The following is a 25,613-nucleotide window of genomic DNA, read 5'->3' on the forward strand; positions in this document are numbered from 1 at the left end:
GCAAGGGCATCATCCTTTTTTGTAAAAAGTGGGGGACACGCCCGTATATTGCCGGAAGGTGGCCGTGAAGTACCGGTAGCTGGGGATGCCTACAGCATTCCCTACCTCGTACACCCGCATGGTCGTGTTCTGCAGAAGCCCGATGGCCTTCTCCATCCGTTGCTGTGTCACGTAGTCGTTGAAGGAGCTGCCCGTCTCTATCCGGAACAGCCTGCTTAAATAATGAGAGCTTAACCCCACCTGCTTGGCCACGGAAACCAGGGTCAGGGACTGGTCCAGATGCTCCCGGATGTAGCGCTGGGCATCGGCAATCTCCTTGCGCAGCTTGCGCTGGACTCCCTTGCCGGTCACGGCCGGCTTCAGCATATGGAGCAGAACAGCGGTGAGTTCATCGATGCTCCCTGCTTCGGCGCAAGCCCTGGCCGCATCATCCCATAGCCCCTCCGCCCCCTCCGTCCCGCGCCGCTGCCGCAGCTGAAGGGAGGCCCAGCTCTGCAGGGCTGCAGGATGGAGCCGGTTGGCTATCGCCCACTTGCCCAGCTCCTCCCGGATAAAGGCGAGAAGCCGCTCCGTGTCCGGAAAAGTGGCAGCAAGCTTATCCAGCGCCGCCAGGGATTCGCCCGGGCCCTTGCCCTTATCCCCGCCTCCCGCATAAACCCGCCGCTCCGGCTCATAGAAGGCATCCAACGGCTTTTCCGACAGCAGCCGGAACTGCTCCACTGCCTCCTCCTCCGTCTCAGCCGGGCCTGGAGCCGTCACTGCATAAATCCGGAGGGCGCCGTTCAAATAGCTAAGCTCATCCTCCAGGCGGTCTGCCAGCTGAATGAGATCCTCCGCTTCCCACCCGACATCCGCTGTCCTGCCGTCCTCGGCCTCCCTTTCTTCTGCACCCGAAACCAGAAGGTAGATCCCTTCCCCAGCAGCGGCCCACCGGAGGGGCAGGCCGTTATGCTCCAGCTCCATTAGATATTCCTCCACCTCCCGCAGCCCGGGAAGGCGGAGCTCCCGCTTCAATTCCACATGCAGGGCACAGCTTCGCAAGGGCGGCTTCAGTCCGTACAACCGCTTCAGCATTTGCAGTAGCTCCGTTGTCTGTCCATCCCTGCCGGATGCGCCTGCCTGGGCCAGGAGCTTGGACAGCGCCTTGGAAAGCTCCCAGCGCCTTCCTTCCGCCTCCTTGGTGAAAAGCAGCCGTTGCCGTTCTTGAGCCTCTCTGGCTTTGGAGAGGGCACGGATAATATCCGGGTCGTCCATTTCCACCTTAATCAGATATTCCACAGCCCCTAGCTGAATGGCCTCCCGGGCGTAGCCGAATTCGGAGTGGCAGGTGAGCAGAATCACCTGGAGGGCAATGCCCTCCTCCCGCAGGCGGCGGAACAAAGTGATGCCATCCATAATCGGCATGGTAATATCGGTTATCACTACATCCGGGGCCCGTTCCCGGCAGAAGCGCAGAGCCATCTCCCCGTTCTCCGCCTCGCCGGCAAGCCGGAAGCCATGAGCCGCCCAATCGAACAGCCGCAGCTCCTCCCTAAGCGGAAGCTCATCATCGACAATGAGGACATCCAAGAGCCGCTCCTTCGTCACATCCGCCGCCCCCTTTGCTTCCCACTATAATGTAAGCGTTTTATTGCAATTATTGTAGCATATTCTCCCCGGGACGGTTATGCAGAAAATCGTAAAAAGTATCCTCCATTCAAGCTATATGCCCCATTCTATCCCAAGTTGATATTTACTCGAGTAAATTCTATTGAAGTTTTCCCCCCTCCGGATAAGCCCTCCAGAGGGGGATTACATTCGCTATTGGGGGATCGCCTTACGGCAGCACTACAACATCTCCTGCTTGCAGCCCTTCCACAATCTCCACTTTTTCCGGTGTTTCCATACCGATTTTCACCGGTTTTTTCTCCGTCTGGCCGCTGCCCTTGTCCAGAAGCACGGAGGTAGTGCCTCCCTCACGGACAACCGCCATAGCCGGAATTACCAGCGCATCCTCCTTACGTTCTGTTTCAATCTCACCGCTTAAGGACAATCCGGCAATCAGATATTCGCTTTTTTCCAGGGAAATAATGACCTCGAACTGGGCCAGCTGATTCAGCGTGTTTTCGTCCGTACCCGTCTTGGCAAATTTGGACACCTTCTCCACCTTGCCCTTCAGGGTCATATCCTTCACTGCCGTAAGCTTAACCCCTACAGACATGCCGGGTTTGATCCGGAACACATCGGCCTCACCTACCAGTGCAAGCATCTGGAGCTGGTCCAGCTGCACGATTTTGCCGACATACTGGTTCTCCGTCAGCGCATGGGGGCGTTTGGCCGAGCTTTCATACAGGAAAATCCCCGACACGGGAGACTGGTACTCCGCCGCGGCAAGCCGCTTCCGCTTCTCTACCAGTGCCTTGCGCTGCAGATCCAGGTTCACGTCCGTCAGCTGCCGGTTCAGCTTAGCCGTCTCTCTGGAGGTCAGCGCATCCACCCGCTCCGTCTCACTGGTGCCCGTGCCCATAGCCGTTTCCTTCACATCGCCGGCATAACGGGCCAGCTCTGATTCCAGCTCGGTTTTGCGGATAGCGGCCTCTTCTTTTTGAATCTCCGTCTGCAGGTCGGAGCCGTCCATCTTAAACAGCACATCTCCTTCCTGCACCTGCTGGCCATCCGTTGCCATCCATGCCGATACCCGCGACCCGAAGGGTGCATAGACCATGGTTTCCTGCTGGTACAGGGATTTCCCCTTTACCTCTACCTTATTAACAAGGGTCTCCTTGGCCGCCGTAAACACAATGGCCTGCTGTGCACCGGCCGGGTTCACCTGGGGTGCAGGATGGGATTGTATGTATAAGACCGCACTTATGCCGATCAGAACAAGTCCTAGAATGATCCATTTAATTTTTTTGCGTATGTTCTTCATCTGACGCTTTCTCCCTTCAATCTGAAAATAACTTGGCCCTGCCCTTGCTGCTTCCTAATCCCGCTTAATGGCCGTCAGTGCATCGGTTCTAGAGGCGCTCACCGCCGGATAAAGTCCGGACAGCACCCCGGTCATAATCGCGAAGATCATCCCGGTCAGGATGGTGAGAGGGGGGATAAAGATCATCGGCGATTTGTCCTCGGATACAGACATAATCAGCACATTGAGCCCCCAGACTACCCAATAGGAAAACACAATGCCCAGCAATCCTCCCAACAGTCCAGTCAGCGCCGCCTCCACAATAAACATGTTGCGGATTTGCGCCAGATTCGCTCCCAGCACCTTCATGATACCAATCTGGCGGCGCCGCTGGTAGGTGGACATGGTCATGGCCACGATAATGGAAATGGAGGCAATAATCAGAATGAAGACACCGATACCCATAGCGACCATCTTGATAATGGCGAACTGCTCGGCCACCATTTCCCGCTGATTCAGATTAGTTCGTGTATTGACCCGCAGCCGCTGAATCTGCTTCTCCACCGATTCAACCACATCCTGGCTGTCTACCTTGACAGTAGCTGTTCCATAGCTTTCCGTGGAGCTGGCGGTCACCGTTTTGTTCTCATTCAACTGCTCTTGAAGCATCTGCATGGTTTCTATGGAGACATATATCTTCTTGTCGTATTGAGCATTATCCGCATTGGTTCCCTGAGGCAGCTTCAGGATACCGGCCACTCTGAGCGGCGTGCTGGTCCGCGTCTTCCCCGTATTGCCTACCTGCGTCTTGAATTGAAGCTGCTTTTGATACAGCTCGGTGGGGGTTTTTTGCAGCTTCCGGTACTGGTCCATCAGATCCTTATCATACGGATTCCGGGAAATCTGCTCCATCAGATTATCCATCGTCACCGGATCGTTAAGCCCCAGAGTCGCTCCGTAATTTAACACAATGGCCCCCTGTGTATCCACAGGTCCCCCTTGGGCAAAGGTATGGCCAAACTGCGTCAGGGAATCCAGGTTCGTACCGATTACCTGCACATAGGAATTCCGGTTGTCATTGGTCACCATCTGCATATAACCCATTTCCTCGAATGGGGCCGCTGCGGAAACATGGGGGAATTGGCGGATGAGATCCAGCTTCTGCTTCGTCAGCTTGCCCTGCTCCAGCATTTCGGCACTGATCCTGGAGCCTCCCGTTGATCCCGGGGCCGATACTCCGGCGTTGGCCGTTACCGTAATTTCATCCATTTTGAAAAACTGGTTCATTTCCTTTTCCGTATACTTCTGGGCGGAATCCCCTACGCTCATGGCCACCACAATGGCGGCACAGCCGATGGAGATCCCCGCCGCACACAGCCCCGTAACTACCTTGCGGCGTTTCACCTGATCCCAGGATAACCGCAATATATCGCTGATTCTCATGCTTCCTCACCTCCGGCCGCCACTTCACCGGCCCCCTCCGTATCCTGGAGGCAGCCATCCCGCAAAGTAAGAATACGCTTGGTATGCCGGGCCACCTCATGCTCGTGGGTCACGATAATGAAGGTGGTGGAGAGGGTGCTGTTGAGCCTTTTCAGAATCGTAATGATTTCATCCTCCGTCTTGGTATCCAAATTGCCTGTTGGCTCGTCCGCAAAAATAACCGACGGCTCCGTCACCAGCGAACGGGCGATACTTACCCGCTGCTGCTGGCCCCCCGACAGCTGCGAGGGAAACAGCTCCGATTTTTCGGGAATGCCCACCTGCTCCAGGAGCGATAGGGCCTTTTGCTTGCGCACGGAAGGGCGGATGGACTGGAATATAAGCGGCAGCTCCACGTTCTCCCTCACCGTCAGATTGGCAATCAGCTCGTACGCCTGAAAAATAAAACCGATATGCGTTCTTCGAAATTCTGCCAGCTGGCTCTCGTTCATTTTCACGATGCTTTCGCCGGCTATGTAGATGTTCCCCTCTGTTGGCTTCATCAGTCCCGCCATCAGGTTTAACAGGGTGGATTTGCCTGACCCGGAGCTGCCCAATAATGCCAGCATTTCCCCCTTTTGCACCCGAAAATCGATATTCTGAAGCACTTGCGTCGTTTCACCCCCGCTTAAGAAGGAGTGAGACAAATGTTCCACTCGAAGCATAACCGCCATCCTTTCCTCCAAAACCCGGTCTGCAGGACAAACACACATAATGTGTAAGGCATCTCCTGACTGAGCCGGGCGTATTCCGAACAATCCGGACCATCACCCTTCCAAACGGACATAAAAAGGGCATACATATGTTTTGACGATACGGGAAAGGAAAAGGTTTCTTAACATTTCCTGAACTTGGCTATTTGATCGATTTCTAAGAGAGAATTTCATGAGCACATGGGGATTTTCCTTTAGGTGTTTACAACAACTGTATAACACTGTTACAATGCCTCTATAACAACGTTATAGAAAGGCGGCATTATAATGGATTCACCTTCTAATCCGGTCTCCCCGCCGGCAGACACCCGCATCGTCATCCGGGAAGCGGCCAAACGCCTCTTTCTCCGCCAAGGCTACCATCAAGTATCCATGCGGGCGCTTGCGGCGGAAGCGGGTATTTCCACCGGCCCTTTATATTTCCATTACCGCAGCAAATCCGATGTGTTCTTTGATATTTGCCTGGACGCCCTCTCCCGCTTGAATGAGCACGTGGAGCAAGCAGCTTCTACCGGGACGGGTTTTCTCCTGCGCCTCCGGGAAATTTTCCGCGCCTTCCAACAATTTTATGAGCTAGAGCCGTTAAACAGCCAACTGGTACGGCTTTGCTTCAACCCGCTCTTCGGTATCGGCTTTTCACAAGAACAGCTGGGGCTGCTTCTGGAAAAGAAAGCTTTGCATATGGAGCTGATGCAGGAGGTTATCCGCCAGGGTATCGCCTGCGGAGAGCTGAAGGAGCTGGATTCCGCCCGGTTTATGCTGATCCTGTATGCACTGGGGGATGGTATCTTTTCCGCACGGGAAAATGGAGAACTGGAGCGTTTCGGCATTACGTTGGAGACTTTGATGGAGGAGGCCTCCCGTCTGTTGTATACGGGCATTGTGAAGAGAGAGGGGAACGGGCCATGTTGATGGGAGTGCTGGTTGGGGTATTGTGCACAGTGGCTGCAGTGGCCGCCGCTTTGCTGTTCTACCGTCGGATGAAGCAGCAGAATATCCTCGCTGCTGCACGGAAAGCGGTGGAACAGGGAGGGATCAGCTCCGTGGAGGAAGTGGTGCTGGGCGGTGTGCGCCAGCGTGTCCTGATCCAGACCCGCCGTCCCGCCACACCCGTGCTGCTGGTGCTTCATGGGGGACCGGGCATGCCGGTTCCCGGAGTCGGCTGCCGGGAGGCGGACTGGGTGTTCAACCTCTGCACCCGGCGGCTGCTGGAGCAATACACCGTCGTTTTCTGGGACCAGCGGGGAACAGGCGCCTCCTGGTCCCGGGACATTGACCCTCACTCCATGCATGTAGAACAGCACGTGGAGGATGCCGCCCAATTGGTAGAATGGCTCACCGCCCGTTTTGGCACCGAGAAGCTCACTCTCTGCGGAATTTCCTGGGGCTCCCTGCTGGGTTTGAAGCTGGCAGCCCGCTGTCCGCAGAAGCTGGACGCCTATTTCGGTCTGGCCCAGATTGTGGATTGGACGGGAAGCGATAAGGAGGCTTATACCTGGCTTCTGCAGGAAGCCAAAATGCATGGGCATAACAAGGCTCTCCGGGAGCTGGAGAGAATGGGACCGCCGCCTTATACCCTCAACTTGGCTAACTGGAATCAGCTGAGGAAATGGCTAATGCTGCTGGGAGGATTCATCTATAACGGCGGGGAGACCAAACATCCCGGCATGGCTGCCGCCTTTCGTTTACTGCTGTCGTCTCCGGATTATTCCCTGGGAAATCTGATCAGGATGTTCACCCGCGGCATGAAGCTTTCTTACTCGCCGCAAACCTTGAGAGATATGGATGCATTCAACGCCTCCATCGAGATTCCCCGACTGGAAATTCCCGCCACCTTCATCCATGGTCGATTGGATCGGGTTATTTCGGGGCGGCTGCTGGAGCAATATGTGGACCGGCTGGATTCTCCCCAAGGCAAAAGCCTACACTGGCTGGAGCGCTCCGCCCATATGTTCTGCCCGGACGATGCCCGGCTGGTGGAAGAATTGCTCCTGGCCGGAGTTAATCCGACTTGGTCAGCAAATACAAAAAATATGGCGTACTGAACAAGGTTCTAACGGCGGTGAAAGACGCTATTTGCCCCCAAAACAGCTCTTCTCCATTCTAACGGCGGTAGGAGACGCTATTCCCGAGGAATGTACCGGTTTTGCCGCGAGTAGGCTCCAATAAGATCCCACACCGCCGTTAGATTTTGAAATGTCTTCTTTTCCGCAGAATAACGGCTGTGGCTTCCGTTAGAATGTACCACAGCACCAGCGTCCGGTGCCGTTCTACCCGAACGCAGCAGTCTACAGAGAAAAGCCGGGAAGCCTGCCTAATCCTTGACTGGATCATGCAGGCTTCCTTGCCTATGGACGTACTCATCTTTCCACTTCAGCTTCCCGTGCTCTGATAATGGCGGACTCCCACCTGCCAGACCGCCAGCGACACCGCCATAAAGGCCAGCCCTGCAGGCAGCGAAAGCCATCCGGCCCACACTGGATACCCCCAGCCGCAGATAGCCGCAGCCGGATAGAAGCTCACAGGCAGCACCGGCGGCAGGAACAGGAACATCCCTTTCAGCATCCGCGGCATATAGGGCTCGGGGCAGCGGGTCACCTGGTAGCTGGCATTGGTGAGAATGTAAATCCAGTCCAGACCTTTAATGGTGAAGAAGGCCACACCGGAGGTCAGAACGAACACGCCGCAGTACATGATGGTTCCTCCGGCCAACGCCGAAACCAGCAGCGACGCATTCCACAGGGAGAGTGGCACATCCATCCGCGCAAGGGCCCAAAGAATGGCGCACACCCCCGTGACCGGGCGCATCAGGCGGTGCAGGTGAAACCGCGAGGCCGCCACCTGCATAAATAATGAACACGGCCGTAGCAGCACCCGGTCAAATTCCCCGGAGCGCAGCATCTGCCAGGGAAAATAATCGAAGCCCCGGCATAAGCTCTCTGCCAGCCCGAAGGAAGATACCGCTAGAGCGTAGATTAGAATAATCCGCTCTACCGACCACTCTCCAATACTGCCGAAGCGGGAGAACAGCAGCACCGTAGACAGCGGATCGGTCACCACTACAAAACCTACCTGGATCAGCATCAGCCACCAGCCCTTGTATTCCATCCCGCTCAGGAGATGCAGGCGCAGCAGCTTGAAATATACCTTGGCCTCCAACAGCCTCACCCTCCTTGAATAATCAGATGCTTAAGCCGACTTTTCATGATCGTCCGACCAACAACCACAAAAACAACAATCCAAAACAGCTGCAGCATCATTCCCGGCCACGCCGTTCCAGGTGTCAGGCTGCCCGTATAGAGCTGTGCCGGAAGGTCAGCGAAGCCGCCGAAGGGCTGCAAGCGGAGGAAGGTTTGCAGACTGTCCGGCCATAACCGCAAGGGCAGATAAGTCCCTGACAAGACGGCGCTCAACAGCATCAGCATATAGAAGGGACCATCCCCCCAGGTCGTATTCAGCCGGATGGCGGTAACCAGCATGGCATAAGCGGAGCACAGGAGAAAAGCCAGCACCACTGACAGCAGGAAGAGGAGGAAGCCCCCGGCAGAAGCAGGCCCAGCCAGCGCATAGCCTGCCGGCATCAGGATCCCCGCTACAATGGTCAGCACTCCGCGCAGCCAATTGGTCCCCAGCTTGCCTGCCGCGCTTTTTACCAGCCAATGGAGATAGAGATCCATGGGACGACATAGCTCCAGCGCCACATCCCCCTTATTGATTTTGGTTAGAATCTCACTATCAATGGACATGGCCTGGAAAACAAAAATACCCTGCGCCAGCCAGATATAGGAGATCGTCTGCTCCAAGCCAAAGCCGTTATGATTCCATCCACCGTCCTGGCTGTAGGTATAAAAAACGGTATACACCACACACTCGATAATAGCCCAAAACACACCGACCATAGCCCCGGAAAGGGCAGCTACCCGGTACTGCAGCCCCTCCGCCATCCGGACACGAAAAAGAGAGCGGCACGCTCTCCAGGTTTGCATCGCAAGCATGATATATCCCCCCTACACCAAAGCCAAGTCATTGTACATGGCGGCAATCATTTCATCCGTGTTCACCTTCATCACGACCTCGGGTGCATATTTCTTCTGGAGTCCGGATAACCTCCCGTCATACAAGAGCCGCCCCCGGCCAATCACCATTACCCGTTGGCATAATGCCTCCATATCGTCCATGTCATGGGTGGTGAGCACCATGGTGACGCCGTTGCGCTGATTCTCCTCCTTCAAGAACCCCCGGATCGCCAGCTTGGATACGGCATCCAATCCGATGGTCGGCTCATCAAGGAACAGAATCCGCGGGCGGTGAAGCAAGGCCGCCGCCAGCTCGCAGCGCATCCGCTGCCCCAACGACAGCTGCCGCACCGGCGTCTGCAGCAGACTGTCCACTCCCAGCACTCCGGTCAGCTGGTTCAGCCGTGACCTGTAGTCCCCCGCGGAGATGCCGTACATATCCTTCAACACATCGAAGGAATCCGCCACCGGCACATCCCAGAACAGCTGGGAGCGCTGCCCGAACACTACGCCAATCTGCGACACATGGGACACCCGCTCCTTCCAGGGAGTTCTGCCGATGATCCAGCACTTGCCGCTATCAGGCGTCAAAATCCCGCTCATAATCTTCACAGTGGTGGATTTCCCAGCGCCGTTGGGGCCAATATAACCGACCAGCTCCCCCTCTTGGATAGAGAAGCTGATACCCGCCAGCGCCTCCACCTTCTCCACATTCCGCATAAATGCTCCCCGGAGCAGCCCCCATTTCCCCTCCGGCCGCCGATACACCTTGAAGCTCTTCTTGATATCCTCCAGTATAATCTGCATGATCCGTCCTCCTTTGCTGCAATAACGTATCATGCTGATGGTGCATTTGGAAAAGACAAGGAGAAGCTCTCTCCATCCTCCGCTCCGCTTACTGACCGGGGGAAACTGTGGAAACCCTCCTTTTTTCGCAGCTATCCTTGATTTTCCGGCACTTGTATGCCATACTATATTTATAATGAAAGTTGAGAGAACGCGAGTTCTCTTTACTATTATCTTTTTCCGGTAATCGATGATGATGATCATCGGTTTTTTTATTTTTCTGCATAATGAAGAGGGATCGGCAGAAGCCTTTCCCTCTTTTTTTGCATGTGAAAAGGACCCTTTGCAGGGTCCCCTCAGACGGTGATTAATGGTATTTCGTTTCCTCTTCCAGACTCCTTTGTTACGTAACCAAATGTCTCTTTAAGGTTTTGCCCTTACGAGTCTTTGGCACATCCCTCCGGTTTCTTATGAGGCTGACATACCTCCGATTGGTTCTTGATCGGCCGAAAGCACTAACGTGTTCAACGCAACCATCGCCTCTCTCTTCACCGTCGATATTAAGATGTCCCGAAACCTGGTAGGTTATACAAGCCAGGTAAAACTTTTTTAAACTTCTTCTGCTTCCGCTCCAGCCGTCAGCTGCCCTCGTGGGGAGCTTTGTGGGAGTGGTTGCGGTTCTTCACCTTCTTGGAGCCGGACAAGGGTGCTTGGGGACCGCCTGCTCCATCTCCATGCCGTTCGCCGGAGGGTGGGTTCACCGGGTTAACCTTTTGCTTGACCATCTATTCTCACCCCTCGCTGCTTATCACAAATCCCGCTGCAAAATTCAGAAACCTTACTGACGGGTGGTGGTATCCCTATTCAGGGCATCCATATGCTTCCGGTCGTTGAGGTCCTGGTTCAACTGCTGGGCATTATGGGCGTTAACCCCTTCCACGTCCAGCCGCTTCACTTCATTTTGCAGATTCTTATCCGCTGATTTCTGCTGGGTCATCCGATTCCTCTCCTCTCTTCTTGTGCAAATGGTTTCCAAAACGAATCAGGCGTGTGTCTCCTGCTGCAGGGCCTGGGCACATTCATGAAGATTGCGGACATGATCCTGGATCAGATCCTGAACCAGCTTGCCCCGTTCATCAATGGTGCCGCCTTCGCCTTTTTCCGCGTCCACCAGCTCCACTAACACCTCGCGGGAATCCACGTAGGTCACCAGAAAATCAAAGAAGTATTGGCTGTGTCCTGCATTGCCTACAGCTACCCGCAGAGCCTTGGGATTGGCCTCGTCGGCCTGCACCGTTACCGCATCCGTGGTTTTCATCGTGGTCGGCAGCACCCGTCGCCATGCGTCAACCAAACGCGACTGATCCATTTGAAGCTGATCCTTCTGCTTGTCACTCATCGGTTTTTGACACCTCCCCTTCATGCTTTAAGGTGCCGAGAGCGCCGCGGGTTTATACTTCTGTCTCCTGCCGTCTTTCCCTAAATCATAAAACCGGAGCATGCAGCAGGAATGTCCTCTGTCATACTCCGGTTTATGGGTTACTTGCTTCGGTCAATGGGAAGAAGCTAACGGGTCAGAAGATTGTACAGGAGCTGAGCCATTTCGGACCGTGTGGCGGTATCAGCAGGCCGCAGTCTGCCGCCGCTGCCGCTGATCAATCCGCTGTCCGCCATGAACGCCACCGCCTCCTTCGCCCAAGACTCAATCTCTCCGCTGTCCGCAAAGCTGGACCAAATACTCCCCAACCCGTTTGTATTTTCCGGCAGCCTGTGGGCGGTTTCCAATACATTTCGGATTAGCGTAAACATTTCTTGCCTTGTAATTTCCCTCTCTGGAACGAACCGCTCAGAATCTACTCCCTGGGCGATGCCAAGCCGCTTCGCTGCAGCCAGGTAACCGGTGTAATAGGTGCTGCCCGCATCGGCAAAATTGTCTGCCGACGGTTCTTCGGGAGTAATCCCATAAGCCCTCATGGCCATAACCAGGAAGCTGCCTCGGGTCATCGCAGCATCGGGACTGAAGATTCCGTCTCCTGTACCGGAGGTAATCTCCCGTGCGGCAATGAAGTCTACCGCCTCGGCATACCATGCATGCTCCGAAACATCCCTGAAGCTTGCCGGGTTATATCCCACCCCATATACGGAAAAATGATTAGTGCGGAAGCGGATCATTCCTGTTCCGGGAATGTACCGGCTTTCTGCTACAACCGCCGGCCTCCCGCTGCCGCTCAGGTAATAGATCACGATAGCATCTGTAATCTCCCCGGCCTTAGGCGTGTAAGGAACAGATACCGTTACGCCTCCTCCAAACCGGGATATGGTCTTATCTCCGCTTATAACCTGAAGGTCATATACTGGCCGGCTCCCCACCAAGCGCTGTGCTTCAGAGGACAACCCGGAGGAATCACTTGGAGACAAATGGAAATGGACATCCCCTGTTGCTTCTGCAGCAATGGTCCTGAGGGCTTCCGTATCAAAAGCTGTCGAAAGCAGGGGAGTGGTGAACGTCAAGTACGCAATTCCCGAGGAGATTGCCTGCTCTATTGCCGTCTGGGGAATTCGTGTTTCAACACCTGCTGTGCCTTCCCCCGCTTCAACTTGAATAATGATTGCCGCTTTAACGCCGTTGCCTTGTGTCTTGGCGGATTCCAAAGCCCGGTTGAGTGCATTGTTTATTTGATCATGTGAAACCGTCGCACTGGCCGCCCCGCCGCTATTGGCGGACACTGCCTTGATGGTCAGTGTAACCGCCGCTATGCCCTCTTGCACATCGACGGGAAGCGGCTCCGCAGGCGCGCCTGGTCCAGCTCCACCATTCCCGGTGCTGCTGCCGTTACCGCTGCTCTCACCTTCGGTACCGCCTCCTGAAGAGCCTCCACCTTCTTCTGACGGCGCCACAGGCGTCACTGTATTGGAAACCTCCGATTCAAGTCCGGCCCCCGCGGCATTATACGCCTTCACCGTAAAGGTATAACTCACTCCATTGGCCAGTCCGGTGAAGACGATGGGACTGCCTGCACTTTCAGCCGTTATGCCCCCTGGACTGGAGACGGCAATGTAGGTTTCGATGGGGCTTCCCCCGTTATCTGCAGGAGCCGTGAAGCTGAGCGTCACACTGCCGTTTCCGGCCACAGCCTTAACGTCTGTGGGTTTCCCGGCCACCGTATGGGGTGTTGCTTCAATCCGGGCGGATTGGATAATCCGGCTCACTTCATCCACCGCAGTAATGTAAAAGGTATAGGATACACCATTGGTTAATCCCCCGGCCTGATACCCGTATACACTTGCTGTTACCGGGCCGCCAACGCCCAGGTAGGTGTTCCCCGGTCCGCCGTAAACACTGTAGGTCACGGCTTCAGGCACAGCCGGCCAGCTTAAGGCCACCGTCCGATCTCCTGGCTTAGCCGTCACCTGGAGCTCCCCAGCGGCTGCAATGATGTACTGCTTTTCCATAACCGAGCTGTCAGTCATTCCCTGCTTCACCGCAATGGCCTTCACCGTAACCGAATCCCCCGGATTTCCGGTAACCTGCACAGGCTGCGTAAACCTGATGCTGCTCCTGCCAGGAGTACCTCCATCCAAAGTATAGTAAATCTCTGCACCGCCTGTAGCGACGGACAGCGTAACCGGCGTACCGGAGAGAATACGCTCCGTTCCCGGACTAATTTGGGGAACTGCGACAGCTCCTGCAGGGAGAATGGCTCCTTGGGCTGAAGCTGTGGAGGAGGTTAGGCGGTAATTCCCCGCATCGGCTCCCGTGAGCTTCAGTCCGGTAATGGTCACCGTTTTACCGCTGCCGACACCCGCATCTGTAAATTCGGCCGCAGCTGAAGCAGGATCCACTTCCACCTCGTCCCCAGGCACTTTTCTGTCCAGAGTAATCCCTGTTATAACAGCTTTAATGCCGCCATCAAACACCTTATCGGCGACAAGTGCACTGCTGACAGCTACCTCTCTAACCCGGATATCTGCCGCCAACGAGGGCTGCACAAGCTCATAGTACATGCTGTCCGCTCCTGTCAGGGAATAGCCGGTTGCGGCTACAGTCTTTCCGGCGCCCGCTTGCTTATCCGCAAATTGCCCGGTGGCGCGTTCGGTCAACAGAACAACCTCATCCCCCGGCTCTATCTGGCCGGACAGCGTCCCGCCCGTTACGGACGCTTCCCGGCTGCCGTCATACTCCTTGCTGGCTGCGTTGGCCCCGCTGACTGTCAGGGTCCGGACCTGGCGGATGGTATAGGAATAATGCGCAGCCGAACTGCTGCTGTAGCCAGTCTGCGCGCCGTATACGCTCAGAACCACAACATCGCCCGGACTGCCTGTAATGGTTACTGTCCCTCCACTGGCTATTTGTCCAGTCATCTCGCCGGGAGAGGCTGCAGCCGGTCCGGCAGCATAATGAATGAGAGCTCCGGGGAAGCCTGCCGTCGTTAATGAAACAGCAGTCCCGCTTTTGACCTCTGTCCCCCCGGCAATTGATGCTGTAGGGGTATCAACCGTGCCTAAACCGTTGATATTGCCAGATGTAATGAAGCTACCGTCATCCAGCCGATAATTCCCGCTGTCCGCTCCTCCCAGCTTCAAGCCGGTCACCGTTACTGACTTCCCGCTTCCTATGGCCTCATTATCAAAAGAAGCAACAGCCTGCGAATAATCCACTGTAACATCCTCGACGCCGATCCGGCCAGTGAGAGAAGCGCCTGCAATGGTTGCGGAACGGGTTCCGTCATAGCTCTTGTCGGCAATCACAATCTGGCTGACAGTCACCGGCCTGGGCACAATGTCCGAAGTAGCCGAATCAGTAGCGGCAATGCTGTAATTGCCCTTATCTGTTCCTGCAAGCATAATATTGCTCACTTCAACGGTCTTACCCAGCCCTGGGGCAGAGCCTCCTGCAAAGACTGCCACGGCCTGGCTGACATCCACGGTGACGATGTCAGTGCCCACGATGCCCCCTGCAATGGATATGCTCTCCACCCGGGCAGAAGGAATGCCGTCATACTCCTTAGCAGCTACGGATATATCGCCCACGGCGAGCGGCTTCTTGACAATACTGGCGGTTACCGTTAACGATTGGTTCAGGGTGTAATAATCCGCATCAGGACCGGCCAGGGAGTAACCGCTGACGGTCACTGTCTTTGCATTCCCGGCATCCTTGTCAGAATAGGTAGCCATAGGCGTACCTGCCAGCACCACCGTATCGCTTCCGATAATTCCGCTCAGAGCCGCACCGCTGAAGTCCGCAGGGGCGTCAACCTTCCCGTCATACTCCTTATCGGAAACAGTAATATTCGTCAACGCAAGAGCTGTTTGAGACTGAACCGTGTAGCTGAAAGAAATAACAGGGCTGTCCGCCTTGCCTGCCGCCACGGCAATCGCCTTTATATTCAATACATCCCCGTAGGTAAGACCAGGGGTTGCTATGGATCCTCCATGCGCAACAAATGTCGGTGTAGCCGTTGTGGGTATGTCAGGCTCCGCATTCACTGCAGCTGTGTAATAAAGAGTGGCCCCACTTTCGGAAGACAACGTGATGACGGCATCCTTTTTAATAAACCCGCTGTTGGTGGTAACCGAAGCAGTTGGCGCTGCCGCAGCAGGCTGAGAATACGTGAACCGGCTGTTGGATCCGGCAGGACTTACGCCTCCTGGTCCTTCCACCCGTACATCCACCGTTCCGCTCCCCGGAGGTGCAGTAACAGTGATTTCCGTATCATGGACTACCTTCAAGCCTGTTCCCGGAATACCGCCGAAGCTTACTCCAGTCGCACCCGTAAAGCCTGTGCCGGTTAGGGTTACAGCCGTTCCCCCCGCTGCAGGTCCTTCGACGGGACTGACAGCAGTTATCTTCGGAATGTCCGTAGCCACGGCCAGACCATAAGCATTTACTCCGGTAATCATGACAGACGGATTGGGCGTTTCTGTAAGACTGGCTGTAAAAATGCCGGCCACAGAGGAATGCCAATCCGAAAAATATAAGGTGCCCCCTTGCTTATGTATGGACAACGCCTTGGGTGAACCGGTTGCGGATGTATAGATGATCTCTTCCCCTTGTCCGGTAGCAAGATCCGCTTTGGCTACATAGAAATCCGGCTCATAGGCGACGGAATAATACAGCTTTCCATTGGCCTCATCTACAGCAAGCCCTGCAGCGTGCACCCCGCTGATAAACGTTTGAGGACTGGTGCCGTCCAGACCGGAACGGATAATAAGACCTAAGTTATAATCGGCGATGTACAGATAGCCTGCTGCCGCATCCACTGCTACCGCCCGAGGGGCACCTGTTGAAGAATATACAACCGTCCCGCCGGTGGCGCCTCTGGCTGCCTTATACACGGTTCCAGTGTTGGGTTCTGCGTAATAAAGATCTCCGTTTTCCGGATTGACAGCCAGCCCTTGGGCGTGGGCTCCTGTAATTACAGGGGCTGCGTCGCTTCCATCCAAATTTGCCTTGAATATGGTGGCAACTGTGCTGTGTGGATCGGAGAAGTAAAGGATTCGGTTTGCCTCATCCACCGCAACAGCATAGGGGCTTCCCGTTTCCGATGTATAGATGACGCTTCCGTGAGCCGGATCTGACAGCGGTGCTACCATAAGCTGGTATGGTGCATAAGACTGGGTATAATAAAAATATTCTGCGGCATAAGCTTTTCCTGCCGTAACACCCCCAAGAATAAGGAGCGAACCCAATAACCATCCCGCTGCATGCCTCGATAATGATTTCCAGAATTTCATGAAAGTCTCCCTCCATTGCAAACGGCTGCCTCCAAGATCCTAATAGTCCCGGGACGGATAGACGCCTTCTACTGCAATAATGTAGTTAATGGCCAGATAAGGCGCTCTTGTCGCAAGCGGCAGAGAATTGCCTGCTACACCCGCAGAGCTGCTTTTTAAACTGGTGTCCGGAGATGCAGTGGTATAAATATTCACCTCTTGCCGGTCAGGAGTGACCGCTTTTGCCAGAATTTTATCCGTGCCGGGTGTATTCGAGGTTCCTTGCGAAGTGTTGGCCGGGTCGGAGAGGGAATGGGTATGTGCAGGCATATTGCTGGACAGAATAGTCTGGGATTCTGTACCGCCTTGTTGACCTAATACGTAATTCTGCAGCCCCGGTCCTTGGCCTGCTCCAACCGGAGAACGGCCCCGGAGATCCGGAAGCGCAAAGGTGGACGTTCCATTCCCGCCGTATGTAGTACCGAGCAAACTGAACAGAGCTGAATTCGTGCTGATGGAAAGCACCTGTCCATTACAGAAGGCCCATCCCCTCGGGGCGAAATTTCCGGCAAACATCCGGATTTCACCCAACATTTGCTCCTCAGCATAGGCCTTTGGCGTTTCTTTCAGCCCGGAAAATAGGGTGACTGCAACAACTGCCATACATACCATGATTTTCTTGAGCGCTTTCATCTTCATCATACTCCCTCTCTTCATTCCGTTAATGTAATAAAGGCATAAGAACCTTGGAATCATTATATCACCTGCCTATTAAGCTCTCATTTTTTTCGATAATTATTTTTATAAAAGATTTCCACTCATTTACTGACCCGCCATAAATGCAAAAAAAAGGACATAACAGCATATGCTGCTATGTCCACTGCTTATTCTTTTACAACCTGCTTGCGGTAATTATAAATGATGCCGCCCTCCGAGCTTTCGTAACGGACAAATGCAAAGCCGCGTTCCACCAGCTCCCGGTTAGGCTCCTCCCGTTTGAATTCATCATCCCCGTTGCAGCACACCAGCCAACCGCCTGGTTTAGTAACACGGATCATCTCGCCAAGCTCCCGGTCAAAGTCATCCCCCACCACATGGCCCGCCATCACCACATCGAAGGTATTGTCCTCGAAGGCCAGATCCGTCGCTACGCCATCCAACACCTTCATATTCGCGATCCCTTCCCGTTGTATCCGGTCCCGCATATACTCCCGCATAACATCACAGGGTTCGCTGGCGTACACCCGTTTAGCCAGGGGGGCAGCAGCAAATGCCAGTCTTCCCGTACCGGCCCCTACGTCCAACACGATACGACCTGCCAAATCAACCAAATCATACAGCCGTTCCGGCCTCCAGCAGCGGATGTAGTTGACTTCCTCCATCACTTCCGGGTATGCATAGACCACGAAGCTTTGGTGATATTCAAGAATCGCCGTTTCCGCGGCGCGAGCTTCCTCCAGGCTTAAGGATTCCGGCACAAGGCTCAACACAGCATCAACAAATTCGGCACACTCCGGTGCTTTCCGCTTGCAGTAATGGGATACGTGAGGGTAGCGGCTCAGGGCTTTCCCCATATCTGCCCGGTAATCACGCCCTGCAGTATTGTAAGGCTTGCATTCCCTCATCCAATACCGGATCACCCACCGGTCCAACAGCAGCAGCGTGTCCATTGTATAATCTTTAGCATGAATCCAGTTCAATACCATATGAATCCTCCAAGGGAAAAAAGGAGGGTTAGCGTATAGTGGCCCTCCTTGTGACAGTTGTGACTGTTGCTGAAAGAATATGTGCGTGTTTCATATCAATCATCCTCCCAATTACTATAATGGTACCAGCATATCACGTAGGAACGACCATTCTGTATGGAATAAATGGATAAAACAAAAAAGACCCTCCCAACAGGGAAGGTCTAAGTTTCTATACATGATAGGTAAGAAATATGGCGGAGAGGGTGGGATTCGAACCCACGGTACCCTCGCAGGTACGACGGTTTTCAAGACCGCTGCCATAAACCACTCGACCACCTCTCCGTATGGATGTCGCCATCCATGAGGCCTGCTTTCAGCCGTGGCAAAAGTCATTGTACCATAGGCCTGACAGGGGGAGCAAGTGTTACTTCTTCTCAATCCGGGTCTTGCCGTTCATGTACGGTACCAGTACCTCAGGAACCCGCACGGAGCCGTCTGCCTCCTGGTAGTTCTCCAGAATGGCGGCAACCGTACGTCCCAGAGCCAGGCCAGAGCCGTTCAAGGTATGGACGAATTCCGGCTTCGCCTTCGGATCCCGGCGGAAACGGATGCCTGCGCGGCGCGCCTGGAAGTCCTCGAAGTTGCTGCAGGAGGAAATTTCCCGGTAGCAGCCTGCGGAAGGCAGCCAAACCTCAAGGTCATAGGTTTTGGCCGAGGAAAAGCCCATATCTCCGGAGCACAGGGACATGACGCGGTAGGGCAGCTTCAACAGCTGGAGCACCTTCTCCGCATTCTGTGTCAGCGATTCCAGCTCGTCATAGGAATTCTCCGGCAGAGTCAGCTTCACCAGTTCCACCTTGTTGAATTGATGCTGGCGGATCAGACCACGGGTATCCCGGCCGGATGCTCCGGCTTCGGAACGGAAGCAGGCGCTGAAGGCAACGAATTTCTTCGGCAGTTCATCCGCTGTGAGAATCTCATCCCGGTGATAGTTCGTGACCGGCACTTCCGCTGTAGGAATCAGGAAGTAGTCGGTACCCTCCAGCTGGAACACATCCTCAGCAAACTTCGGCAGCTGGCCGGTTCCGGTCATGCTGTCCCGATTCACGATATACGGAGGCAGCATTTCCTCATAACCATGCTCTTCCGCATGAAGGTCCATCATAAAGTTGATCAGTGCCCGTTCCAGACGTGCACCTAGTCCCTTATAAAAGGTAAACCGGGAGCCCGTTACCTTGGCAGCGCGTTCGAAATCAAGAATGTCCAGATCCTGGGCCAGCTCCCAATGAGCCTTGGGGGCATAAGCGAATTCAGCAGGACTTCCCTGCTTGCGCAGCTCCACATTCTCTTCCTCGGAATGGCCTACCGGCACACTGGCATGGGGTACATTGGGAATGGACAAAAGCACTTGATCCAGCTCCGCTTCGATTACGCGGATCTCCTCGTCCAGCTCCTTAATCCGGTCTCCCACCTGGCGCATCTCCAGAATAAGCCCCTCAGCGTCCTCTCCGGCACGCTTCTTGGCGGCAACCTCCTGGGACACGGTGTTACGGCGGTTCTTCAAGCTCTCGGCTTCTGTAAGCTTCTCCCGGCGTCTGGCATCCAGATCGGTGAAGCGGTTAAGGTCATCGGTTTGTTTGCCGCGGTTTTGTAAGCCTGTACGCACGCGGTCCGGTTCATTACGCAATAATTTCGCATCCAGCAAAGTTGAAACGCCTCCCGCAAGGGATTGATAAGTTGCTTCATCAATTCTTCAAGTCTTACCCTCTGTATTGCCTAACCATATTCAAAAAATACGAGTGAAAGCCATAATCATCCGTCAATTCGGGATGGAAGGATGCGGCGAGCAGATGCTCCTGCCGCGCGGCAACGATTTGTCCGCTGTAGACGGACAGCACATCCACCGCTTCGCCCACAGATTCGATAAGGGGAGCGCGGATGAACACTGCTCTGACCGTGTCCTCCATTCCCTTTACCGCCAAATCCGTTTCGAAGCTTTCCCGCTGGCGTCCGAAGGCATTGCGGGCCGCTACCATATCCATCAGCCCAAGATGGGAATCCGGTTGGCCGGGAGCTTGTCCCGTGATCTGGCTGGCAATCAGAATCAGTCCGGCACAGGTGCCGAATACAGGCTTCTTCTCTTCGGAGAACTCCCGAATGGCATCAATAAAGCCGTACGTGCGCATCAGCTTACCGATGGTAGTGCTTTCCCCGCCGGGGATAATCAGACCATCGATTTCCTTAAGCTGCTCCGTCCGCTTGATGACAACCCCTTCGCCACCCGCCAATTCAATCATCCGCACATGCTCCGCTACTGCGCCTTGAAGGGCAAGCACGCCTATCTTCATATCCATTCCTTCTTTCTCTCCTGCCAAGCAACGCGAGGCAGGAGAGGCCTCTAGCTGCCTCATCCTGCCCGTTTTGCGAGCCCGCCCCGCAATTCAGCTATACAGAAGCTCTTTCCTGATCAGAGCTGCTTTTACCAGCCGCGGTCCTGCATGCGTTGGGTTGCGTCCAGCTTGGAAATTTCAATGCCCTTCATGGGAGTGCCCAGGTTCTTGGACAGCTCTGCAATCAGTGCATAGTCTGTGTAGTGTGTAGTAGCTTCCACAATCGCCTTGGCGAATTTTTCCGGATTGTCCGACTTGAAGATACCGGAGCCTACGAATACGCCGTCGGCGCCCAGGTGCATCATCAAAGCCGCATCCGCCGGAGTGGCAACGCCGCCTGCCGCGAAGTTAACCACCGGCAGCTTGCCGGTTTGGTGGACTTGTAGCAAGAGCTCATACGGGGCACCCAGGTTCTTGGCTTCCGCCATCAGCTCGTCCAGGGACAGGCTTTGCACCTTGCGCAGTTGAGCGTTGATCATGCGCATGTGGCGTACCGCTTCCACGATATTGCCTGTGCCCGGCTCACCCTTGGTACGGATCATAGACGCGCCTTCGCCGATCCGGCGGAGTGCTTCACCCAGATCGCGTGCGCCGCAAACGAACGGAACGGTAAATTCCTTCTTATTAATATGGAACACTTCATCGGCAGGCGTGAGTACTTCGCTCTCATCGATATAGTCGGCACCCAGTGCCTCCAGAATCTTCGCCTCCACAAAATGACCGATACGGGCCTTCGCCATAACCGGGATCGTCACGGCCTTTACAACGCCCTCAAATACTGTGGGGTCAGCCATACGGGCAACGCCGCCAGCCGCACGGATATCGGCAGGTACGCGCTCCAGCGCCATTACGGCGGAGGCTCCGGCCGCTTCCGCGATCTTCGCTTGTTCGGCGTTCATAACGTCCATAATGACGCCGCCCTTTTGCATTTCAGCCATACCTCTTTTTACACGGGAAGTTCCTGTTTCCATCAAGATAACCCTCCTAAACATTATGTCCCAATGCGCAGTTGGCGCCGGAATTTACAAGTGGTGTTACAAAAAGATTCTAACCATTGATTTTACAGGAACACCCGCCATTATACAACCGCGAAAGGGCGATTCCTCCAGGTTTTTTGTCGATTAGAACAAATTCGTAAAGAAATGTCGGATGGACCGCATCATCAGCTTAAACCAGCCCGCTTTCTTCACATCTTCCTTCGCCACCAGATTTACATCATACGTTTGGTTGTTGTAGGTCACCGTCAGTTTGCCCAGAACCTCGCCTTTTTCCACCGGCGCTACACGGACATCCTCGGCAGCAGGCTCTCCCACCTTCACAATCTCTTCGTCCTTAACACCCTTCTTCACCAGAATGGACAAGGCCGATTGGGTTACAACCGGTACATCGGTATGGATCGCCTTTTTGACTTCTACGGTTTTCAATTCATCAACTTCAGTATCTGCCTTGACGATTTCCTTCATTTCAAAGGTATTAAACCCGTAGTTCAGCAGCTTGGCTGTTTCCAAAAAACGCTTCGGTTCCGTCTTAGCGCCCATCACCACGCTGATCAGTCTCATTCCGTTACGCTCAGCGGTTCCGGTAAAGCAATATCCGGCCTCGTTGGTGTGCCCGGTTTTCAGCCCGTCCAGTCCCTGGAACACATAAGAGCGGAAGTTGGGGTTACTTTGATTGCCCTCCAGCATCCAGTTCCAGTTGATCATAGGGGACTTGTCCGTTTCGCGCAGCTTTTTGGACGGAATCTTGGTAAACTCCAGCACTTCTTTATGCTCATTCAAAATATGATAAGCCAAGGTGGCGGCGTCTCTTGCGGACATGACAGTTTCACCCTGCAGATTCTTCGGGGCATATTTCCCCATATCGATCCGGCTGAGGCCTGTGGAGTTAATAAAATTGGCATCCTTGGACAGCCCCAATTTGCGGGCTGTATCGTTCATCAATGCAGCAAACTGCTCTTCGCTACCCGCTACCTTTTCTGCCAATGCCACACTGGCATCATTGCCCGAATAAATAGACATGGCCTCGAACATACTGCGTACAGACAGGGTCTCATTTACCGCCAACAGCTGTCCGGAACCGATGGTATCGGCCGCATGCTGGGAGGTGGTTACCGAATCATCCCACTTCAACTTGCCACTCTTAATATCTTCCAGAACCAGATACTCGGTCATCATCTTGGCCATACTGGCCGGAGGCAGCGCCACATCCGCATTGTTCTCATACAATACCTGTCCGGTAGCCGCATCCATCAGAATGGCGGAGGAAACCTCCAGCTTCAGATCGGGCGCAGCATCGGCTGCATGCGCATGTCCTGGATCATGAATGACGGCAAGATGCAAGGAAACGACAGCTGAAAGAATCATGACGCCAATTCTACTTTTCTTCGCAACGGCTTTCTTCACTACCCACACTCCTATAAAAAATGATTATTCACATTGCTTTATTGTACCATAGATTGCCCCCCGTTTTGTAACCCGATTTCTTGGGCACCAAATCTCCATTAATTCATTGGCTGAACATGCCTCCGGCCATAATAAAAAACAGGACAAGCGGATAGGCTCGTCCTGTTGTAATGTATTCCAACTGTCCCCTGGCTTACAAGGAGTAGTTTGGCGCTTCCTTTGTAATCTGTACATCATGAGGGTGGGATTCGCGGAGACCGGCTCCGGAGATCCGTACAAACTGGGTATCTTCCTTCAGCTGCTCCAGATTGGCTGTTCCGCAATACCCCATGCCCGAACGCAAACCGCCGATCAGTTGATGGATGGTATCCGCCAAAGGCCCCTTATAAGCCACACGGCCTTCGATGCCTTCCGGAACCAGCTTGCTTTCATTCTCCTGGAAGTAGCGGTCCTTGCTGCCATCCTTCATAGCTCCGATGGAACCCATGCCGCGGTATACCTTGAAGCGCCGACCTTGATAAATCTCGGATTCTCCAGGGCTCTCCTCTGTACCGGCGAACAGGCTGCCGATCATAATGGCTGAAGCGCCTGCCGCAATGGCCTTGGTCAGGTCACCGGAATACTTGATCCCGCCGTCGGCAATCACCGGAATGTTGTAAGGCCGCGCAGCCATGGCACAGTCATAAATGGCGGTAATCTGCGGTACACCGATGCCGGCAATAACGCGGGTGGTACAAATGGAACCCGGCCCGATACCTACCTTAACAACGGATGCGCCTGCTTCAATCAGGTCTCTGGTGGCTTCGGCAGTTGCGACGTTGCCGGCAACAATCACCAGCTCCGGATATGTGGAGCGGATACTGGCCACCGCATTGAGGATGTTGCGTTGGTGACCATGCGCGGAATCCACCACAATCAGATCCACACCGGCTTGTACCAAAGCAGTTACCCGTTCCATGGTATCCTTGGAGATCCCTACCGCAGCGCCTACAACCAAACGTCCTTGCGGGTCCTTAGCGGCGTTAGGGAACTGGATTGCCTTCTCAATATCCTTAATGGTGATGAGACCCTTCAGCTCATAGTTCTCATCCACCAGAGGCAGCTTCTCGATCTTATGCTTCTGCAGAATACCTTCCGCTTGTTGAAGGGTGGTTCCCACAGGAGCAGTGACGAGATTGTCGCGGGTCATAACTTCCTTAATCTTGATAGAGTAGTCATGGACAAACCGCAGGTCCCGGTTGGTCAGAATCCCAACGAGCTTGTTGGCTTCGTTGACAATCGGCACGCCGGAAATCCGAAATTTGCTCATCAGCTCTTCCGCATCATACACATGGTGCTCCGGAGTAAGAGAGAACGGATTGGTGATAACGCCGCTTTCGGAGCGCTTCACCCGGTCTACCTCTTCCGCCTGCTGGCTAATGGTCATGTTCTTGTGAATGACGCCAATTCCACCCTCACGGGCAATGGCAATCGCCAGCTGAGATTCTGTGACGGTATCCATCCCGGCACTCATGAGCGGTATGTTGAGCTTCAGCTTGGAACTGAGTCTGGTGGAGACATCCACTTCCCTCGGCAGTACATCAGACTTCCGGGGCATCAACAACACATCATCAAACGTCAGTCCTTCTTTAGCAAACTTCGTTTCCCACACGCCAAATGGCCTCCTTAAGAGTACGTTTTCCCGATATTTTTGCTATTGTACCAAATGGTCAATTTTAATGTCAACCCTGGACATTTTTTGCCTCCAAACTAACCATTTATTTGTAATGAATTAGGATGGTTTGTGGAAATATGGATCAAACTGTATAATTACACCGCTATTTTTAGGAGGAGCTATAGGACCGTTTTGTTTCTTGATCCTCTATGGCCCTCTGTACTCGTTCACTCTGGAGCTCTATGCTCCTCTACACTCGTTCACTCTTTTGCTCTACGCTCTCTATTGTCTTTTCACCCCGCTTACGGACACCAGAGCCCTTATTCGCCTCATTAAGTGCCATCCTGAACTCTAACGGACCCAGGTGCTCTTATTCCGCTGAAAAGATGCCTCCACCGCCTCCGTTTCCGCAAATAGCGTCACTGGAGTCCGTTAGAGTAGCCAGACCCCTGTTTTTGACTAAATAGCGCTTCTCCAGTCCGTTAGCCCGCGAGACTACAACAAAAAGACCCTCTAGCGTGAGCTAAAGGGTCTGTCTGTGCTTGGCAACGTCCTACTCTCCCAGGACCCTGCGGTCCAAGTACCATCGGCGCTGGAGGGCTTAACGGTCGTGTTCGAGATGGGAACGCGTGGTTCCCCTCCGCCATCATCACCAAACGCTTTGCAAGTCAAGGCTTGCGCCCTGAAAACCGGATGCGAAACGAGGTCACCGAAACCTCTTCTTGAATCATATATCTTACCGGGCCCCGCCAAAGTACTCGGAATCGGCTTCGTCAGCGTCCTCTTCACTTTGGTGGGATTTTAGGTTAAGCCCTCGACCGATTAGTATTCGTCAGCTCCATGTGTTGCCACACTTCCACCCCGAACCTATCTACCTCGTC

Annotated in this window: 20 protein-coding genes, 1 tRNA gene and 1 rRNA gene; 2 read left to right on the plus strand and 20 right to left on the minus strand. The window is 54.2% G+C overall.

Annotated features, from left to right (window positions below; translation table 11 throughout):
- Nucleotides 1-9 precede the first annotated feature (9 nt).
- The 4 genes from ACI1P1_RS20960 to ACI1P1_RS20975 all read right to left on the minus strand — a co-directional run bounded on the left by ACI1P1_RS20960 (nt 10) and on the right by ACI1P1_RS20975 (nt 5,034).
- Nucleotides 10-1,587, minus strand: a complete 1,578-nt coding sequence (locus ACI1P1_RS20960) for a response regulator transcription factor (RefSeq protein WP_416218393.1) — start codon at nt 1,585-1,587, stop codon at nt 10-12.
- 229 nt (nt 1,588-1,816) lie between these two features.
- The gene (locus ACI1P1_RS20965) at nt 1,817-2,908 is read right to left on the minus strand and encodes an efflux RND transporter periplasmic adaptor subunit (protein WP_416218394.1); all 1,092 of its coding nucleotides are present in this window, start codon (nt 2,906-2,908) and stop codon (nt 1,817-1,819) included.
- Between the two features lie 54 nt (nt 2,909-2,962).
- A complete protein-coding gene (locus ACI1P1_RS20970) occupies nt 2,963-4,330 on the minus strand; it encodes an ABC transporter permease (protein ID WP_416218395.1) in 1,368 nt (455 codons plus the stop codon).
- Entirely contained in the window at nt 4,327-5,034 is a 708-nt protein-coding gene (locus tag ACI1P1_RS20975; RefSeq protein ID WP_416218396.1) for an ABC transporter ATP-binding protein, read from the minus strand. The genes ACI1P1_RS20970 and ACI1P1_RS20975 overlap by 4 nt, the downstream gene beginning before the upstream one ends.
- A gap of 315 nt (nt 5,035-5,349) precedes the next feature.
- Between ACI1P1_RS20975 and ACI1P1_RS20980 the strand changes: the two genes are divergently transcribed.
- A complete protein-coding gene (locus ACI1P1_RS20980; RefSeq protein WP_416218397.1) occupies nt 5,350-5,994 on the plus strand; it encodes a TetR/AcrR family transcriptional regulator in 645 nt (214 codons plus the stop codon).
- Nucleotides 5,988-7,127 carry an alpha/beta fold hydrolase gene (locus ACI1P1_RS20985; RefSeq protein ID WP_416218398.1) on the plus strand — a complete coding sequence of 380 codons (1,140 nt, stop codon included), beginning with the start codon at nt 5,988-5,990 and terminating at the stop codon, nt 7,125-7,127. The genes ACI1P1_RS20980 and ACI1P1_RS20985 overlap by 7 nt, the downstream gene beginning before the upstream one ends.
- A 328-nt stretch (nt 7,128-7,455) precedes the next feature.
- Here ACI1P1_RS20985 and ACI1P1_RS20990 read toward each other — a convergent pair whose 3' ends face one another.
- The 16 genes from ACI1P1_RS20990 to rrf form a co-directional block, all read right to left on the minus strand.
- On the minus strand, nt 7,456-8,241 hold the full coding sequence (locus ACI1P1_RS20990; protein ID WP_416218399.1) for an ABC transporter permease: 786 nt from the start codon (nt 8,239-8,241) through the stop codon (nt 7,456-7,458).
- Between the two features lie 5 nt (nt 8,242-8,246).
- On the minus strand, nt 8,247-9,077 hold the full coding sequence (locus tag ACI1P1_RS20995; protein ID WP_416218400.1) for an ABC transporter permease: 831 nt from the start codon (nt 9,075-9,077) through the stop codon (nt 8,247-8,249).
- 12 nt (nt 9,078-9,089) lie between these two features.
- Entirely contained in the window at nt 9,090-9,905 is an 816-nt protein-coding gene (locus tag ACI1P1_RS21000) for an ABC transporter ATP-binding protein (protein ID WP_416218401.1), read from the minus strand.
- Between the two features lie 617 nt (nt 9,906-10,522).
- Nucleotides 10,523-10,669 (minus strand): small acid-soluble spore protein P, encoded by a 147-nt coding sequence (locus ACI1P1_RS21005; RefSeq protein ID WP_416218402.1) that lies wholly within the window; start codon nt 10,667-10,669, stop codon nt 10,523-10,525.
- Between the two features lie 53 nt (nt 10,670-10,722).
- Entirely contained in the window at nt 10,723-10,881 is a 159-nt protein-coding gene (locus tag ACI1P1_RS21010; RefSeq protein WP_416218403.1) for a hypothetical protein, read from the minus strand.
- A 45-nt stretch (nt 10,882-10,926) separates the two neighbouring features.
- A complete protein-coding gene (locus ACI1P1_RS21015) occupies nt 10,927-11,283 on the minus strand; it encodes a hypothetical protein (protein ID WP_416218404.1) in 357 nt (118 codons plus the stop codon).
- A gap of 167 nt (nt 11,284-11,450) precedes the next feature.
- The gene (locus tag ACI1P1_RS21020) at nt 11,451-16,619 is read right to left on the minus strand and encodes a YDG domain-containing protein (protein WP_416218405.1); all 5,169 of its coding nucleotides are present in this window, start codon (nt 16,617-16,619) and stop codon (nt 11,451-11,453) included.
- A 39-nt stretch (nt 16,620-16,658) separates the two neighbouring features.
- A complete protein-coding gene (locus ACI1P1_RS21025; protein WP_416218406.1) occupies nt 16,659-17,300 on the minus strand; it encodes a phage tail protein in 642 nt (213 codons plus the stop codon).
- Between the two features lie 182 nt (nt 17,301-17,482).
- The gene (locus ACI1P1_RS21030) at nt 17,483-18,304 is read right to left on the minus strand and encodes a class I SAM-dependent methyltransferase (protein WP_416218407.1); all 822 of its coding nucleotides are present in this window, start codon (nt 18,302-18,304) and stop codon (nt 17,483-17,485) included.
- Nucleotides 18,305-18,538: 234 nt separating this feature from the next.
- Nucleotides 18,539-18,628: transfer RNA gene (locus ACI1P1_RS21035), tRNA-Ser, on the minus strand.
- Between the two features lie 82 nt (nt 18,629-18,710).
- Nucleotides 18,711-19,991 (minus strand): serine--tRNA ligase, encoded by a 1,281-nt coding sequence (gene serS / locus ACI1P1_RS21040; protein WP_416218408.1) that lies wholly within the window; start codon nt 19,989-19,991, stop codon nt 18,711-18,713.
- Between the two features lie 55 nt (nt 19,992-20,046).
- Nucleotides 20,047-20,634, minus strand: a complete 588-nt coding sequence (pdxT, locus tag ACI1P1_RS21045; protein WP_416218415.1) for a pyridoxal 5'-phosphate synthase glutaminase subunit PdxT — start codon at nt 20,632-20,634, stop codon at nt 20,047-20,049.
- 131 nt (nt 20,635-20,765) lie between these two features.
- Nucleotides 20,766-21,650, minus strand: coding sequence for a pyridoxal 5'-phosphate synthase lyase subunit PdxS (gene pdxS / locus ACI1P1_RS21050; RefSeq protein WP_220094452.1), 885 nt, complete (start codon nt 21,648-21,650; stop codon nt 20,766-20,768).
- 147 nt (nt 21,651-21,797) lie between these two features.
- Entirely contained in the window at nt 21,798-23,078 is a 1,281-nt protein-coding gene (locus tag ACI1P1_RS21055) for a D-alanyl-D-alanine carboxypeptidase family protein (RefSeq protein WP_416218409.1), read from the minus strand.
- A 193-nt stretch (nt 23,079-23,271) separates the two neighbouring features.
- Entirely contained in the window at nt 23,272-24,729 is a 1,458-nt protein-coding gene (gene guaB, locus ACI1P1_RS21060; protein ID WP_416218410.1) for an IMP dehydrogenase, read from the minus strand.
- Nucleotides 24,730-25,272: 543 nt separating this feature from the next.
- A 5S ribosomal RNA gene (gene rrf, locus ACI1P1_RS21065) occupies nt 25,273-25,389 on the minus strand.
- Between the last annotated feature and the right edge of the window lie 224 nt (nt 25,390-25,613).

This window comes from Paenibacillus mesotrionivorans, assembly GCF_046098205.1.
GTDB lineage: Bacteria > Bacillota > Bacilli > Paenibacillales > NBRC-103111 > Paenibacillus_AR > Paenibacillus_AR mesotrionivorans.